Origin of the sequence: Nocardia uniformis NBRC 13702 (assembly GCF_001613345.1) — a bacterium.
Taxonomy (GTDB): Bacteria; Actinomycetota; Actinomycetes; order Mycobacteriales; family Mycobacteriaceae; genus Nocardia; species Nocardia uniformis.
The window spans coordinates 18,390-33,678 of sequence record NZ_BDCE01000006.1; the positions used below are offsets into that span (position 1 = coordinate 18,390).

At 63.3% G+C, this 15,289-nt stretch carries 14 protein-coding genes; 5 read left to right on the plus strand and 9 right to left on the minus strand.

The window, feature by feature from the left end; genetic code table 11:
- Positions 1-46 precede the first annotated feature (46 nt).
- The 8 genes from NU1_RS01070 to NU1_RS01105 are packed head-to-tail and all read right to left on the minus strand — an operon-like array spanning position 47 to position 8,661.
- Complete coding sequence (locus NU1_RS01070) at positions 47-1,186, minus strand: MlaD family protein (protein WP_307642651.1); 1,140 nt, start codon at positions 1,184-1,186, stop codon at positions 47-49.
- Between the two features lie 26 nt (positions 1,187-1,212).
- Entirely contained in the window at positions 1,213-2,334 is a 1,122-nt protein-coding gene (locus NU1_RS01075; protein WP_067516390.1) for an MCE family protein, read from the minus strand.
- The gene (locus tag NU1_RS01080; protein WP_067516392.1) at positions 2,331-3,428 is read right to left on the minus strand and encodes an MlaD family protein; all 1,098 of its coding nucleotides are present in this window, start codon (positions 3,426-3,428) and stop codon (positions 2,331-2,333) included. The genes NU1_RS01075 and NU1_RS01080 overlap by 4 nt, the downstream gene beginning before the upstream one ends.
- Positions 3,425-4,423: an MCE family protein gene (locus tag NU1_RS01085; RefSeq protein ID WP_067516394.1), complete on the minus strand. Its 999-nt coding sequence runs from the start codon at positions 4,421-4,423 to the stop codon at positions 3,425-3,427. Before NU1_RS01085 ends, NU1_RS01080 begins: the two co-directional genes overlap by 4 nt.
- Positions 4,420-5,448 carry an MCE family protein gene (locus NU1_RS01090; RefSeq protein ID WP_067516396.1) on the minus strand — a complete coding sequence of 343 codons (1,029 nt, stop codon included), beginning with the start codon at positions 5,446-5,448 and terminating at the stop codon, positions 4,420-4,422. The genes NU1_RS01085 and NU1_RS01090 overlap by 4 nt, the downstream gene beginning before the upstream one ends.
- Positions 5,445-6,917, minus strand: coding sequence for an MCE family protein (locus NU1_RS01095; RefSeq protein ID WP_067516398.1), 1,473 nt, complete (start codon positions 6,915-6,917; stop codon positions 5,445-5,447). The genes NU1_RS01090 and NU1_RS01095 overlap by 4 nt, the downstream gene beginning before the upstream one ends.
- 7 nt (positions 6,918-6,924) lie before the next feature.
- Positions 6,925-7,788, minus strand: coding sequence for an MlaE family ABC transporter permease (locus NU1_RS01100; protein ID WP_067516399.1), 864 nt, complete (start codon positions 7,786-7,788; stop codon positions 6,925-6,927).
- 3 nt (positions 7,789-7,791) lie between these two features.
- Positions 7,792-8,661, minus strand: a complete 870-nt coding sequence (locus NU1_RS01105) for an MlaE family ABC transporter permease (protein WP_067516401.1) — start codon at positions 8,659-8,661, stop codon at positions 7,792-7,794.
- A gap of 487 nt (positions 8,662-9,148) precedes the next feature.
- On the opposite strand from NU1_RS01105, the gene NU1_RS01110 reads away from it, so the two are divergent.
- Entirely contained in the window at positions 9,149-9,823 is a 675-nt protein-coding gene (locus NU1_RS01110; protein WP_067516403.1) for a S1 family peptidase, read from the plus strand.
- Between the two features lie 90 nt (positions 9,824-9,913).
- Here NU1_RS01110 and lppU read toward each other — a convergent pair whose 3' ends face one another.
- Positions 9,914-10,528 (minus strand): LppU family putative lipoprotein, encoded by a 615-nt coding sequence (lppU, locus tag NU1_RS01115; protein ID WP_067516404.1) that lies wholly within the window; start codon positions 10,526-10,528, stop codon positions 9,914-9,916.
- Positions 10,529-10,678: 150 nt separating this feature from the next.
- Between lppU and NU1_RS01120 the strand changes: the two genes are divergently transcribed.
- The 4 genes from NU1_RS01120 (at position 10,679) to NU1_RS01135 (ending at position 15,280) form a co-directional block, all read left to right on the plus strand.
- On the plus strand, positions 10,679-12,049 hold the full coding sequence (locus NU1_RS01120) for a cytochrome P450 (RefSeq protein ID WP_067516406.1): 1,371 nt from the start codon (positions 10,679-10,681) through the stop codon (positions 12,047-12,049).
- Between the two features lie 303 nt (positions 12,050-12,352).
- On the plus strand, positions 12,353-13,255 hold the full coding sequence (locus NU1_RS01125) for a L,D-transpeptidase (RefSeq protein ID WP_067516408.1): 903 nt from the start codon (positions 12,353-12,355) through the stop codon (positions 13,253-13,255).
- 190 nt (positions 13,256-13,445) lie between these two features.
- Complete coding sequence (locus NU1_RS01130) at positions 13,446-14,429, plus strand: carbohydrate ABC transporter permease (protein ID WP_371859750.1); 984 nt, start codon at positions 13,446-13,448, stop codon at positions 14,427-14,429.
- The gene (locus NU1_RS01135) at positions 14,426-15,280 is read left to right on the plus strand and encodes a carbohydrate ABC transporter permease (RefSeq protein ID WP_067516413.1); all 855 of its coding nucleotides are present in this window, start codon (positions 14,426-14,428) and stop codon (positions 15,278-15,280) included. Before NU1_RS01130 ends, NU1_RS01135 begins: the two co-directional genes overlap by 4 nt.
- The last annotated feature ends 9 nt before the right edge of the window (positions 15,281-15,289 follow it).

Sequence of the window (15,289 nt, forward strand, 5' to 3'; positions counted from 1 at the left end):
GAGTATGCCCGGCCCGGCGATTGCCTCCCACCCGGCCGGGCACCTCTCACTTGATCGGCGGCAGGGTGCGGTCGTTCGGATCGGCGTCCGCGGGCGGGTTGGCACCATTGTTCGGCACATCCGGACGCGGGGCGTTGGCGGAACCGCGAATCTGCTGATCCGCCGAGGGGTTGACGCAGGTATTCCACTTCGGGAAGGTGCTCTCGGTGGCGACATCCGGCCGCACGCTCTTCGTGTCGTAAGCGCAGAACGGCCGCGGCCAGATATCGACAATGGTGTAGAACTCGTTGTCATGGGCGGGTACACCCATGGCCGAAGTACCCACCACCAGTGACGGGAACAGCGCCCGCAGCGCGGGAACGCGCAGCTGCGCCGCCTTGGTGATGGCCGCGAAGTTCTGGGCCAGGGTACTCATCGGGTCGGCGGTCTTGTCGAGCACCGCACCGAGGGTCGCCATCTGACCGGGCGCCTCATCCAGGATCCGCTGGAGTTCGGCATTCGCGTCGTTGAACTGATTGAACAACACACTCGAATTACTGGTCAGCGTACCCAGGTCCGGTTGGGCCAGCGAGGTGGTCGCGGTGATGGTCTGCAGATTCGCGATGAGATTCGTGGTCTGCGGCAGTAGCCCGTCCAGACCGGCGGTGGCCAGGCTGATGCCATTGATCATGGCGCGCAACTGATCCGGGCCGCCGGACAGGGCGGTATCGAGTTCGGACAGGATAACGCTGAACTGCTCCGGATCGATCTGAGCGATCAGCGCGCTGGAATTATCCAGCACCGACCACACCGGGGTGGGGGTGCGTACCGTCTCCGGATCGAACGCCACCACCGAACCATCGCGCAGGAATGGACCCTGATCGGTATTCGGACGGAAGTCGATGTACTGCTCACCCGCACCGGACAGCGCCTGCACGGCGATCTCGACATCTTCGGAGATCTTGTACTTCGTATCGATTTCCGCGGTGGCGGCCAGCGCCGCGCCACTGTCGACGAGCACGATATCGGTGACCTTGCCGACCCGGAAGCCGCGCAGCGTCACATCATTGCCGGGTTGCAGACCGCCGGAACGGTCGAGACTGACCGTCACCGTGTAGGTATTGCGCAGCGGGTTGAACCGCATCACGGTGATGGCGAGATAGGAAGCGCCCAGCAGCAGGATGAGCACCAGCGCCGTATTCGACACCAAATTCTTATGCTGTTTGACCCAACTCATCGCTGGCCCCCCGTAATGCGACCGTAGACGATCTGCAGCACCTGGATCAGGCTGCCCCCGAAGTCGTTGAAATCGCGCAGATCCGGGAATTTACTATTGGCCGGATCGGTGAGCAGACCGATATCGAGCATCGTGAGTGTGGCCGCCACCGCCAGCGTATTGCCCTTGAACGAGGCGTCCACCTTCGGACGGATCTCGTGCAGGGCGTCGAGCATCGGGCCCATATTCGGCTCGGTTGCCGCCAGAGCGTCCATCAGCTGCTGCACATTGTCGAGCAGACTGGCCAGATCATCCGAGGTGGTGTTGGCGTAATCGCCCAGTGCCGCACTCGTGGTGGAGATCCTGGTGAGCAGATCGCCGATGGCCTGGTTGTTCTCGGCAATCGCGCCGATCATGCTCGGCAGGCTGTCGGCTACCCGGCCCAGCTCGCCGCGATTGGTCTCGAGGGTGGACGACAGCGCGCCGAATCCGGCGAGCACCTCGTCGACCCGGGCGCTGTTGTCATTGAGACTCTGTGTCACACCCGTCATTTCGGTGATCAGGTGCGCCAATTGCGGACCGCGACCACCGACAATCGAGTCCAGTTCGGAGGTGAGCTTGGACAGGCTGGCGATACCGCCGCCATTGAACAGCAGCGAAATCGACAGCAGCAGTTCCTCGACGGTGGCACCGGCGGAGGTGTTCTCGCGCGGCAGCGTATCGCCGTCCTTCAGCAGCTTTTGGCCCGATTCGGACATCGGCTTGGATACCGCCACGAAGACGTCGCCGAGCGGGGTGGCCTGGCGCAGTTCGGCGGTGCTGTCGGCCGGAAGCTCGATATCGGTACGGATATCCAGATCCACGAACGCTTCGAAATTCTTGGTCTCGATCTTGCTGACCACACCGACGTCGGAGCCGCCGATCTTGACCTTGGCCTGGTCGGGCAGATTCAGCGCGTTGTCGAAAACCACGTGCACGGTGTAGGTGTCATCACCCGCACCGGGTTTCGGCAGCGGCAGATCCTCAACGGTCAAACCGCAACCGGAAACCGTCAGGGTCGCCACACTGGCGGCCAATGCCACCACGGCCCGGCGAATTCGCTTGGCACGGTGGGTGTCACGGGTGAAGCGGTTACTCATCGTGTCAGTCCCAACATTGCCGCGGTAAGTCCGAAATCGGGTCCGAAATCTTCCATCTTGCCGGTGCGGCAACCGTCCGCCTTCATCTGAATACGTTCGCAGAACAGGCTGATGATCTCGCCGGAGAGAACGGTGCCGATGACGGCGTGCAGACGAATGAACCGACCCTCGCGGTTGACCGAGCGGTCCAGGTTCTGCATGAGCAGGGGCGCGGTATCCACGACCTCGATGACACCGTTGGCATTGTCGCGCAGCTGCTGGGTGACATTGGTGAGACCGGTAAGGGTGCCGTTGAGCTCATCCTGGTACTGCGCGAACGCGCCACTGGTATTGGTGAGGAAGCCGTTGAGCTGATCCAGGGTGGCCTGCAGACCCGGGGCCTGCTCCGCCAGCAGACCGGACATCTGCGTCATCCTGTCGCTGAAATCGCGCACGGACTGGTCGTTTTCGGCCAGCATGGTGGTCAGCTCGTTCAGCTTGATAATGATGCTGGAGACGGCGTCCTTATTGTCGACACCGACCTTCAGCGCACCCGAGAGCGCGTTGAGGGTGTCGCGCATCTGCTCGCCCTGGCCGTTCAGCATCGGGTAGAGCACTCGACCGGACAGTGGGCCGATACCCTCCGAACCCTCCTGCGGGCTCAGTGCCTCCGCGAACTCGTCGATGGTCTTGATCATCTGGTCCAGCTCGACCGGGGTCCTGGTCTGCTCGGTGGTCAGATGCGCGTCCTCGGCGAGGGTGTCGCCGCCGGTGTACACCGGCGAGAGTTCGATATGTCGATCGGTGACGATGGACGGCGAGATCAATGCCGCGATTACGTTCTTCGGGATTTTGATGCCCTTGTCCACCGTCATATGGACCTCGACATACCGACCCTTCGGCACGATCTTGTCGACCTCACCGACCTCGAGACCGAGGACGGTGATCGGGTTGCCCTCGAACATGCCCGCGATATTGAGGAAGTCGGCGGTGAAGTGCTGGGTCTGGCCGACCGCGTCCTTCACCCCCACCGGTATGAGCGAGCAACTGCCCACGGCGAGGGCGACCGCGCCGACCATGGCCGCCTTGACGATTCGCGAGAACTTCGACGTCATCCCTGGCACCCCTCGTTCACGTGCGCGAAGCACAGCCAGTTGTCCGGGAACAGCCACGGCACACCGACCTCGCCGTAGTTGCCATTGCCGAACGCATTGTTGAACTGCCGTACCGACGGCGGCATGATCGACAGCAATCGATCCAGATTGTCCTTGTTCTTCTGCAGGCCCTCCGCCATGGTGTTGAGCTGGATGAGGGTCGGACCGAACTGGTTGTCGTTCTCGGTGCCGATAGCCTGCAATTGGCCGCTCAGGGTGGCGATATTGTCCAGCAGCGAACGCAGCAGGGTCTGCCGCTCCATCACCCGATTGGCAATGGCCTCGCCCTGGGTGATCACCAGCAGCATGCTGTTGCGGTTGTCGCCGAGGATCTGGGTGACCTTGTCCAGATCCTTGAGCAGCTGGTCGACATCGTCCTTGCGGTCGTTCATGGTCTTGGCCAGCGCGCCCACCGAGTCGAGCGCCTGCACCAGCAGCTGCGGGCTGTCAGCCATCTGCTGGTTGATCACATTCAGTGATTCGGCCAGCTGCCCGGTCTCCAGGGCCGCGAACTTCGGCGTGCCCTCCTGCACCACATCGGCCAGGTTGTAGGGAACGTCGGTATTGGACTTGGGGATTCGCTTACCCGGCAGTCCGGAACCGTCGCCCGGATCCAGATCGATGAAGCGCGCGCCCAGCAGGGTGGCCATCTTGATGGCCGCCCGCGCATCGGGACCGAGCTTCACATCATTGTTGACCTGCAGGGTGATCAGCACGTGATCGCCCTCGAGTTTCATACCCGATACCCGGCCGACCGGAACACCGGAGATATCCACCTTATCGCCGACCTTGACACCGGCGGTCTGCGCGAATTCGGCCTTGATGTCCTGCTCACCGACGCCGAGGAAGCGAACGATACTGGAGGACAGCAGCAGCACCACGATCACCGCCGCGCCGAGCAGGCCCAGCCAGAAGTTGCGATTGCTATTGAAGCGGGACTTGAGTTTGTCAATCATGGACGGCACACCGCCGAGTGGGATTTGCCGCCGATCTGAGTCAACACACCGCGCGGGAAGAGGACACCGTAGAGGGACACATCCAGCGAACAGATGTACGCGTTGGCGTACGTGCCGTTCTGACTGAACTTGCCGACATTGGCCAGAATGGCAGGCAGGTCGACGGCCGCCTGGTCCAACTTTTCGCCATTGGCCAGCAGCAGTGTCAGCGCGTCACGCGTAGAACTCTGTGCCAGCGCCAGTTTGGGCTGAATCCGGCTCATCATATCGACCAGTGCGGTGGTGGCATCGGCGATCTGCACCGTCGACGTCTGCAGCGACTGACCCTGGTCGTACAGACCGCCGATCAGCGCTCGGGTCTGAGCCACCAGGGTCTCCAATTCGCCGCCGCGCTTGGCCAATCCGGACATGACACCGGACAGGTTGGTGATCACATCGGACAGGATGGCGTCCCGACGCTGGAAGTCCGTGGCCAAACCCGCGGCCTGGGTGATGAAGGCGCTCAGCGACACTCCATCACCCTGGAGGGCCTGGATGAAGGTCTCCGACAGGTTGTTCACCTGCTCCGGGGACAGCACCTGGAACAGCGGCTGGAACCCGTTGAGCAGACCCGAGATATCGAAGGACGGCTCGGTGCGGTCGATCGGAATCGAGCCTTTGTTACGCAACTGCGAAGTGTCGCCACCCTGCCCCGGGGCCAGCGCTACATAGCGCTGGCCGATCAGGTTCTGGTACCGCACCAGGGCCTTGGTGTTATTGAACAACGACTGATCGCGCTGCACGATAAAAGTCACCTTGGCGTTGTTCTTATCGTCGAGCTCGATCTTGGAGACCTTGCCGACGCGCACACCCGCCATGCGGACGTCGTCGCCCTCCCGCAGTCCGAGGACATCGGTGAAGGTGGCGTTATAGGTATTGGTGGAGCCCTCCACGGTGCGCGCGAGGGTATTCCAGATGACGGCGGTCACCAGGATCGCCACGACCGCGAAGAGACTGAATCCGATCAGCGGTTTGCGAATACTCATCGGCCGCCTCCGGTTTCGGTCACTTGCAACGTTCCACCCCTCAGGATCGAGCTCAACAACAGGTACTCGGCAATGGTCGGCTTACGACCCAGCAGCGCCGCGACGGCGTCGTCTCCGGAGTAGGAGATGGGCCCGGCGGAGGCCGGAACGGTCCCCGGCTCCGGCTCCTGCTCCGCCGGAGCGGCGGGCGGGGGCAGGGTCAGGTTCGGGAACAGACCCTCCAGCGGCGTACCGGCGAACGGGTTGTTCGGCTGCGCGGCTTCGGGGCTATTCGGCTGGGTGACGTCACCGGTGAGACCCGGAATGGTCGGGAAGCCGGGCGGGGTCTCGATGATCGGCAGTCCGGCCGCCGATTCGAGGGCCTTGGGCCGCATCGATTCCGGCAGCACGCCCGGACTCGATTCCAGCGGTGCGGTGGCACAGCTGGGCGCGGCCAGTTCGCCGTAGCGCGGGCAGTCGGCCTGCGTGTATGGCTTGTACGGCGTGAACGTAATGCCCGCGTTCCACACCATCTGCTTCTGCGGCCCCCAGGTGAAGGTGCTCGACAGCGCCCGCACAGCGGTATTCAGATTGGCGATGGCCTGCGGGATCGCGGACGGATCCTCCGACATCGCACCGAACAGCGCACTGGTACCGCTCGTAACCTCCTTGCCCACATCGGGATTGCGGGCGAAGAGGGCATTGACCTTATCCACGGTGCCCGACGTGCCGGTGATCAGCGAGACCAGTTCACCGCGACGATCGGAGATGGTCTGTGCGGTCTGCACCGAATCGGCCAGCACCCCCATCAGCTCCGGGGCGGACGCGTTCAGCGCCCGGAACGAATTGGAGAAATCGTCCAGCATCACACCGAGATCCGGGATGGACTCGTCCACCGCCAGCAGCCACCTGTCCACCCGTTCGATGGTGGAGCCGGGCATGCGGCCGCTGCCGTCCAGCGCGTAGGACAGGGTGCCGAGCACCCGGCCGAACTGGATCGGGTCGATCCGGCTGAGAATATCGCGCACCGTGGTGAGGGTGTCCTGCAGCGCGAGAGTGCCCTTGGAGCGGTCCTCGGAGATCTGCGAGCCCTCTTTCAGGGTCTCGGAATCCGGCCCGTTGTAGACCAGCTCGACCGATGTCACCGCGAACAGGTTGCTCGGCACCACGCGAGCGGTCACATTCGCCGGAACGCCCTTGGCGTAATCCGGCCGCAGTTCGATATTGACTTCCTGCAGCTCGCCCTTGGCCGCGACCGTGACATCCTTGACCGCGCCCACCAGCACCCCGCGGAATTTCACGTCCGCTTGATCCGGCAGGCCGTCACCGGTGGTGGTGAGATTGGCGGTGACATTCACCTTTTCGACGAATTTGCCCTGGTAGCGGGCGTACAGGAAGCCCAGAATCACGGCGAACACAAGGAGACCGCAGGTGCCAGCGAGGAGCAGCTGGCGCATGGTCGGTCCACGCCCACTCGGATCGATGATCATGTTGCCCCTACCCCGAGATCCGGATGCCGGGGTTGACGCCCCAGATGGCCAACGTCATGAACAGGTCCGCGAAAACCACCGCGATAATGCTGAGTTTGATCGCGCGACCCGCTGCCACGCCGACGCCCTCCGGGCCACCCGACGCGAAAAAGCCGTAGTAGCACTGGATGAACGTGGTGATCGCGACGAAGAGAATCGCTTTCAACATCGAATACAGTACGTCTTCCGGTATCAGGAATTGGTAGAAGTAGTGCTGGAACGTGCCGGAGGCGGTGCCACCGATCATCTGCACGGTGAGCGCGGCGGAGATGTAGGCGACCGGCAGCGCGATGCAGTACAGCGGAATGATGGCGATCATCGCCGCGATCATGCGGGTACTGACCAGATACGGCAGCGGCCGGATGGCCTGCGCGTCCAGCGCGTCGATCTCCTCGGAGATGCGCATCGCGCCCAACTGTGCCGTGAATCGACAGCCCGCCTGCGCCGCGAAGGCCAGTGTCGCCAGCAGCGGACCGAGTTCACGGGTGGTCGCGAAGGCGGAGATCGCACCGGTAATCGGGCTCAGGCCCAGCAGATTCAGCGAGGTGTGGCCCTGGATGCCGACGGTCATACCGCCGAACGCCGACAGGATCAGTACCACGCCGATGGTGCCGCCACCAACGACGAGATTGCCATTGCCCCAGGTGACGTCGGACAGCAGTCGCCAGACTTCCTTGGGGTACTGCTTGAAGGCCAGCGGCATGGAGCCGATGGAACGCAGGAAGAAGAAGACCTGGTGGCCGACGCGCGCGACGAAGTCGAGCGGAGCACGTCCGGAACTCTTGAGCTTTTGGAGGGGCCGCAGCAGCGGCGGAACATACGTTGCTGACACGACTCAGACCATCTGTGGGGGGAAGAGGGTGTTGTAGACCTGCGTGAGAATCAGGTTCACGCCGAAGAGCATCACCGCGGACATGACCACCGCGGTATTCACCGCGTTCGCTACACCGCCCGGACCGCCCTTGGCGTTGAGGCCGGTATCGCACGCGATGATGGCCGCCAGCAAGCCGAAGATCAGCGACTTCAGCAGTGCGACGAACAGATCGAAGGTCACCGCGAACGAGGCGAAGGTTCCGACATAGGAACCCGGTGTGCCGCCCTGGGCGAAGATATTGAATACGTATCCGGTCAGGAAGCCGACGAAAACCACGAAGCCACACAGCAGTACCGACACCAGCATGGCCGCGCCGAGACGTGGAGCCACCAGGCGGCGCATCGGATCGACACCCATCACCTTCATGGCGTCGATCTCCTCGCGAATGGTGCGGGAGCCGAGATCGGCACAGATGGCCGAGCCGACCGCGCCCGCGATCATGAGCGAGGTGACCAGCGGCGCGCCCTGCTGGATGATGCCCAATCCGTTCGCGGCACCGATGAATGAGGTGGCACCGACCTGGCCGGCGACCGAGCCGACCTGGATGGACACGATCACGCCGATCGGAATTGCTACGAGCAACGTCGGAGCGGCGGCGACATTGGCCATGAAGGCGCACTGCCGGATGAACTCACCGAACGGGAAGCGCTTACGAAAGATGGCTATGAAGAGTTCGGCGACTGCCGAGACTCCCATCGCCATCATGCGACCACCGGTTTCGAGGGACCGTTTCGGATGGTCCTCCCAGTACCCTTTGGCCCAGTCGGTCGCTGCGTTGAGTCGCGATTCCCTTGATGACCCGGCCCCTCCCGGACTCTTGGTCAACTGCACCACTCGATACCCCTCTCGACGCCGGTGACCTGCCTCCGGCGACTGTTGCTTGACGCACCTTACTACGGAGTTAGGAAAAACACATCACAGTCCTGTGCTACTCGTCATAGAGCAGGATCACTTTGTCTGAACTGATGTGACCAGCAGCAACATGGTTGGTTGGGTTCACAAAGAACCAGGCAGATATCTAGAACTTGTTCTAGTTCAGCAAGTCGTTCGCGCCGATCTCGAGACAATTACAAAGCCCCCCGAATAATTAAATTGGATAAAACTTATCCGAAATCGACATGACGCGGGATTGTTCGGCGCTAGTTCGGGCGATTGCGCGAACGATCTCGGGGCACTCTCTCGCAACATCGACGGAACTTCTGGCGATGTCAGGACACGGCTGGGCAACATCGGGCAGTACAAGCGTCGATCCGGGACGAATACTGACAGGATGAGACGACAGTCAGTGTGAATAGCAGCATCCGACGTCTGGAGGGTCATGTTCAGGAAACTCGCCGGGGTGGCACACGCCGCCTTTGCCGTCGCGATGAGCGCGGCACTGCTCGGGGCGGGAGCCGGGGCCGCGCAAGCAGATCCCGCACCGCCGGTGCTGGGTGGGGGCTCCGGAATCGTGATCGACAACGAATTCGAGTGCACGCTGACCACGATCGGCCACGATAACGCGGGCCGACTGGTCGGACTCACCGCCGGACACTGCGGTGATCCCGGCGCCCAGGTGTACGCCGAGGTCGCCCGTAACTACGGCGTGATCGGCAAGTTCGTGTATTCCAACCACGAACTCGACTACGCCGTCATCGAGTTCCAGCCCGGCCGTGTCATTCCGGTGAACCGGATCGGCAATGTCGCCATCACCAATCTCGGTGCTCCGCCGCAGTTCCCGATGATCGTCTGCAAGGAAGGCCGCACCACCGGCAATACCTGCGGGCTCACCTGGGGCGATGTCTTCGGCACCAATTACGAGACATGGACCCAGATGTGCGTCGTAGAAGGTGATTCCGGTGCGCCGGTCGTCGTCGGCAGCACGCTGGTCGGCATGGTGAACGCGTATCTGGCACTCGCCTGCTTCGGTCCCGAGGTCGGCACCAATATGACCGCCATCATGGACGACATCAATGCGCGCGGTGGTACGGGAGCCGGGTACCGCCCGATCTAGATCGGCGCACCTCGTCATCCCGGGAGCTCAGCGGGGCGGTGATCCGAGTGGATCACCGCCCCGCCGCGTGTTCTGTCGAGTCCTATTCCGCTACAGGCTGGTTACACAGACGACGAAGCGGCGTTCGTCGTAGACATAGCCCTGGTCACCCAGGCTGCAGGAGTCGACGCTGGTGGTGTTCTTCTCGATCGCCAGCACCTTCACCCCCTCGGTGGTGGCGGTCGAATCGCAGGAGATACGTGCCGGATCCTCACCGCCGAGCTCGAGGCAGTCGCCGATGACCCAGTCGATATCCAGGCACAGCGCACCGGTCTCGATATCGTTCAAGGTCTCGTAGTACGCCTGGTCGACATCGGTGGGGCACTGGTCGTTCGTGCGGGCCTTGCCGACCACCTTGTAATTGGAGGATTCCGAACCGCAGGTCGCCGCCTCGATGGTGGCGTTCTCGGTGGTGCCGCCGAGCTTCACGCAGTCGCCGATACTGGCCTGGAAGTCGGTGGAGCCGCCCTTGTTCACCGTGGTCGGCGCGGGCTTGGTGGTGGTGGGAGCCGACTTCGTGGTCGTCGAGCTGCTGCTGGTCGGCCCGTCACCGTCGGCGGCCAGCGCGGTGCCGGTCACGGTGGCGCCACAGCCCGTGACGACCAGGGCGGCGGCAGCGGCGAACGCCGAGACGGCGACCCGGAGGGAAAACGACTGTCGCGACACGATGAGTCCTAAATCCTTAGATTGTCTAGCTTTTCCGTCAGCAAATGCATACACGACCCGGCGGGGCGCGTCGACCTCGAAGCCCGGCGGGATCAGGCACCGAACCCGACGGAATCGAACCCGTCGACGGCGAGGAACGTAGTGCCGGATATGAGTGCCGAGACCGGACCGGTCGGGACCGCGCCACGCGCGCCGCGCCCGGTGCTGTTGCACGCGCTGCTGGCCGGGCTCGATTTCGACCGGTACTTCCGGTGGCGGCGAACACGGGACGGGGATCCGTTCCTGGTGCGGTTTCCCGGGTTCGGGTCGGCATTGTTCACCGGCAGTGCGGCCGGGGCCCGGGAAGTGTTCCGAGCACCGGCGGATTCGGTGCGGCCGCCGCTGCCGAATCCGATCGAGCCGATGGTCGGGCCTTCCTCATTGATACTGACCCGCGGCGCGCAGCATCGGCGGGATCGGACTTTGCTCGCGCCCGCATTCCACGGCGGCCGAATTCGCACCTACGGCAGCATTATTCGAGATGCGGCAGCAGCCGAGCTGGATGGTGAACGGACCGGGACGCCCTGGCGGAGCGGAACGCGGATCGATGCGCGGGCGGCGGCACGGGCCATAACTCTGCGGGTGGTACTCGCGGTGGTGCTCGGAGTGGACGATGAACGCCGCCGCGACGAATATTGCGCCGCTACAACGGAATTCCTGAACACTTACGGAGGAGCGCTGATGTTGATTCCGGCGCTGCGCCGGGAAGTATTCGGGCGTGCGCCCTGGAATCGTTTCATCGCGGCGCGGGATCGGCTCGACGCCCTGATCGATCGCGAAATCGCTTGTCGCAGAACCAGTGTACCGGGTACGGACATTCTCGGATCGCTGCTCGACACCCGTTATGACGACGGCAGTGTGATTACCGATGCCGAATTGCGGGATCAGGTGCGGACCCTATTGGTGGCGGGGCACGAGACCACGGCGACCGTACTCGTGTGGGCGCTGTATCGACTGCACCGCGAGCCGGCGGCGCTGCGGCGACTGCGGGCGGAGCTGGCGGCGCATGCCGGCGCGGAACCCGCGGACATCGCGCGGCTGCCCTATCTGGACGCGGTATGCCAGGAAACCTTGCGGTTGCATCCACCGGTGCCGATTGTGCTGCGGCGGCTCACCGGTGAGTTCACCCTGCGCGGACAGCGGTTGGTGGCGGGGGACACCATGGGGGTGGCGGTGCCGCTACTGCACTCCGACCCGGCGGTGTGGGCGCGACCACGGCAGTTCCGTCCCGAACGGTTTCTCGAACGGCATTACGGGCCTTTCGAATTCGCACCCTTCGGCGGTGGGCACCGGCGGTGCGTCGGTGCGGCGCTGGCGGACTACGAGTTGCGGATCGTGCTCGCCACCGTGCTGGGCCGGGCGCGACTGCGTCTGTCGCCGCGGTTCGCACAGGGGCGGATACCGATATCGGTGCCACACAACATCGCGACCGGTCCGCGTGTGGCCATTACCTTCGATGTCCTCGAATCCGGTAGCGAATAGAGTGATTTCTGTCACAGCCATGTTTGAGACCGTGACAACCGGGTTCGCGACCTGCCCCGTGGACCGTGGGGCGAATCGCCGGGGCGAACGGCATGTTCACACCCGGTAAGTCGCCCACCCACGTCAGTGTGACACGTCGCACATCGACTGGTTTGTATATATAACTGCCAGAAGGCAATTGGCATGCCGGTGATCGCACGGTAGGAATGAACGCGGGGTTGGGACCTGCCGCGAGATCTACTCGCGCTCTACGCGCGCCTGAAAGATGCGCGCGTGAACCGAAGTACCGGAGAGGACTGAGCCTTGCGCACGACCACGTACCGGAGAACGGGACTCCTTGCCCTTGCCGCCAGCGCGGCCGCCGGACTGGTGCTGGCCGCCCCCGCACAGGCCGCACCGCTGTGGCCGGGCGGACCCGATATCGGATTGCCGTCGGCCGTCATGCCGCAGCCCACGCCCGGTGACACCCCGGACTCGCCCAATGCGAAGGCGCCGGTGCCGCCGGCCAACTTCACCGCGCCGAATATCAACCCCGGCGACGGCGAGGTGGTGGGCGTCGCCCAGCCGATCATCATCAACTTCAAGGAACCGGTCACCGACCACGAGACCGCCGAGAAGGCCATCCGCATCACCTCCACCAATAAGGTGGACGGCCACTTCTACTGGCACGGCGATAAGCAGGTGCGGTGGCGGCCCGAGTCGTTCTGGCCCGCCGGATCCCAGATCACCGTCGAGGCGGGCGGCACCCACACCGCCTACGAGATCGGCGACGAATTCATCGCCACCGCCGATGACACCACCCATGAGATCACCGTGACCCGCAATGGCGAGGTCGTCCGGGTGATGCCGACGTCGATGGGCAAGCCGAAGCACGAAACCCCGAACGGCACCTACATCGTCAGCGAACGCAATCGCAAGATGATCATGGACTCGTCCACCTACGGCGTGCCGACGACCGACCCCGAGGGCTACAAACTCGATGTCGAATACGCGGTGCGCATGTCCAACAGCGGCATCTTCATCCACTCGGCCCCGTGGTCGGTTGGACAGCAGGGTGTTTCCAACGCGTCGCACGGCTGCCTGAATATCAGCCCGGCGGACGCGCAGTGGTACTTCGAGAACGTGAAGAAGGGTGACCCGGTGGTTGTACAGAACACCACCGGCGGAACCCTCAGCAAGGGTGACGGATACGGCGACTGGAACTGAGGTTTCCGTCCGTAGGACTGGAGCCCTTGCCCCGACGGGGCAAGGGCTCCAGCTTTTTTCGGGCGGTTTGCTGTCTTGATCGAATCCGCCTCCGAAACGGACTGGGCGGCCCTACTATTCCGCCATGCGCGCGGTGCGGGACGAACTGGACCGAAGTCGTTCCGGCGATAGTTCGCGCCGACAGTTCAAGATCTGGCCATCTTCAAGTAGCCGGTCGTTAGCTCGGGGCGGGCAGGCTGCGCCAGTGCGATCGAGGCCCGAGCGAGTACTGCCGCAACCGAAGTCACGCGGCTGGCGTGGACGGCCGTGGCAGGACTACGCGCTGTTCCTGGTGCTGGTCGGGCCGAATCTGATCCTGCTATCGATGTTCGTGTACCGGCCGCTGCTGGACAATATTCGGCTGTCGTTCTTCGACTGGAATATCTCCGATACCGCCGCTACCTTCATCGGCTTCGACAACTACCGGGAGTGGTGGGGTCGGGCCGACTCCTGGGAGGTCGTCACCAATACGGTGATCTTCACGCTCGCCGCGGTGGTCGGGAGCATGGTGCTCGGGTTGGCCCTGGCACTGCTGTTGGATCGGAAGCTCTTCGGGCGCAATGTGGTCCGCTCCGCGGTCTTCGCGCCGTTCGTTATCTCGGGCGCGGCCATCGGCGTGGCCTTCCAGTTCATCTTCGATCCCGGATTCGGACTGGTACAGGATGTTCTGCACCGGCTCGGCGTGCGGCAGGTGCCGGACTTCTACCAGGATCCGCACTGGGCGCTGTTCATGGTGACCGTCACCTATATCTGGAAGAACCTCGGCTACGCCTTCGTCATCTATCTGGCGGCGCTACAGGGGATTCGGACCGATCTCATGGAGGCGGCCGAGATCGACGGCGCGAACCGGTGGACAACCTTCACCCGGGTACTGCTACCACAGCTGCGGCCCACCACCTTCTTCCTGTCCATCACCGTGCTGCTCAACTCCCTACAGGTATTCGACATCATCAATGTGATGACACGCGGCGGGCCGCTCGGCACCGGCACCACCACCATGGTCTTCCAGGTCTATCGCGAATCCTTCGTCAACTTCCGAGCCGGGTACGGCGCGACCGTGGCCACCATCATGTTCCTGGTGCTGCTCATCGTGACGCTCGTGCAGGTACGCATTATGGATCGGAGCGAGCGATGAGCTATGCCAAGGCATTCCGCGATCGGCAACGCGCCGCCACCTGGCTCGGTTACGGGGCGATGGTGTGTGTACTGATCATTGTCGGGGTCCCGCTGTTCTGGATTGTGATCACCTCGTTCAAGGCACGGCCCGATATCTACACCCAGCCCGCCGTGTACTGGCCGCGCAGCTGGCATCCGGAGAACTATCGCGAAGCCACCACGCTGCTACCGTTCTGGACCTTCCTGCGGAACTCGGTGATCATCACCCTGATCATCTCGGTGGTGAAGTTCGTACTCGGCGTACTCAGTGCGTACGGGCTTGTCTTCCTGCGGTTTCCGGGTAAGACCGCGGTATTCCTGGTGATTATCGCGGCACTCATGGTGCCCAATCAGATCACCGTCATCTCCAACTACGCACTCATCTCACAGCTGGGGTGGCGCAATACCTTCGCCGGCATCATCGTGCCGCTGTGCGGGGTGGCCTTCGGAACCTTCCTGATGCGCAACCACTTTCTGTCACTGCCCGCGGAGATCATCGAGGCCGCCCGGATGGACGGTGCCGGGTGGTGGCGGCTGCTGACGCGGGTGGTGCTGCCCATGTCCGGACCGACCATGGTCGCCTTCGCGGTGGTCACACTGGTGAACGAGTGGAACGAGTACCTCTGGCCGTTCCTCATGGCCGATGACACCCGGGTCGCCACCCTGCCGGTCGGTCTCACCCTGTTGCAGAACACGGAGAACCCGAGCGTCACCAACTGGGGGCCGGTCATGGCGGGGACGTTGCTGACCATGCTGCCGATTCTCATCGTCTTCCTCGCCCTGCAACGCCACATGATCAAGGGCCTCACCTCCGGTGCGGTCAAAGGCTGAGTTGTTCCG

What these genes read in the sequence shown, in the direction of transcription:
- NU1_RS01075 (WP_067516390.1), bottom strand. Translation starts at nt 2,334, where the DNA reads ATGAGTAACCGCTTCACCCGTGACACCCACCGTGCCAAGCGAATTCGC.
- NU1_RS01080 (WP_067516392.1), bottom strand. Translation starts at nt 3,428, where the DNA reads ATGACGTCGAAGTTCTCGCGAATCGTCAAGGCGGCCATGGTCGGCGCG.
- NU1_RS01085 (WP_067516394.1), bottom strand. Translation starts at nt 4,423, where the DNA reads ATGATTGACAAACTCAAGTCCCGCTTCAATAGCAATCGCAACTTCTGG.
- NU1_RS01090 (WP_067516396.1), bottom strand. Translation starts at nt 5,448, where the DNA reads ATGAGTATTCGCAAACCGCTGATCGGATTCAGTCTCTTCGCGGTCGTG.
- NU1_RS01095 (WP_067516398.1), bottom strand. Translation starts at nt 6,917, where the DNA reads ATGATCATCGATCCGAGTGGGCGTGGACCGACCATGCGCCAGCTGCTC.
- NU1_RS01110 (WP_067516403.1), top strand. Translation starts at nt 9,149, where the DNA reads ATGTTCAGGAAACTCGCCGGGGTGGCACACGCCGCCTTTGCCGTCGCG.
- NU1_RS01120 (WP_067516406.1), top strand. Translation starts at nt 10,679, where the DNA reads ATGAGTGCCGAGACCGGACCGGTCGGGACCGCGCCACGCGCGCCGCGC.
- NU1_RS01135 (WP_067516413.1), top strand. Translation starts at nt 14,426, where the DNA reads ATGAGCTATGCCAAGGCATTCCGCGATCGGCAACGCGCCGCCACCTGG.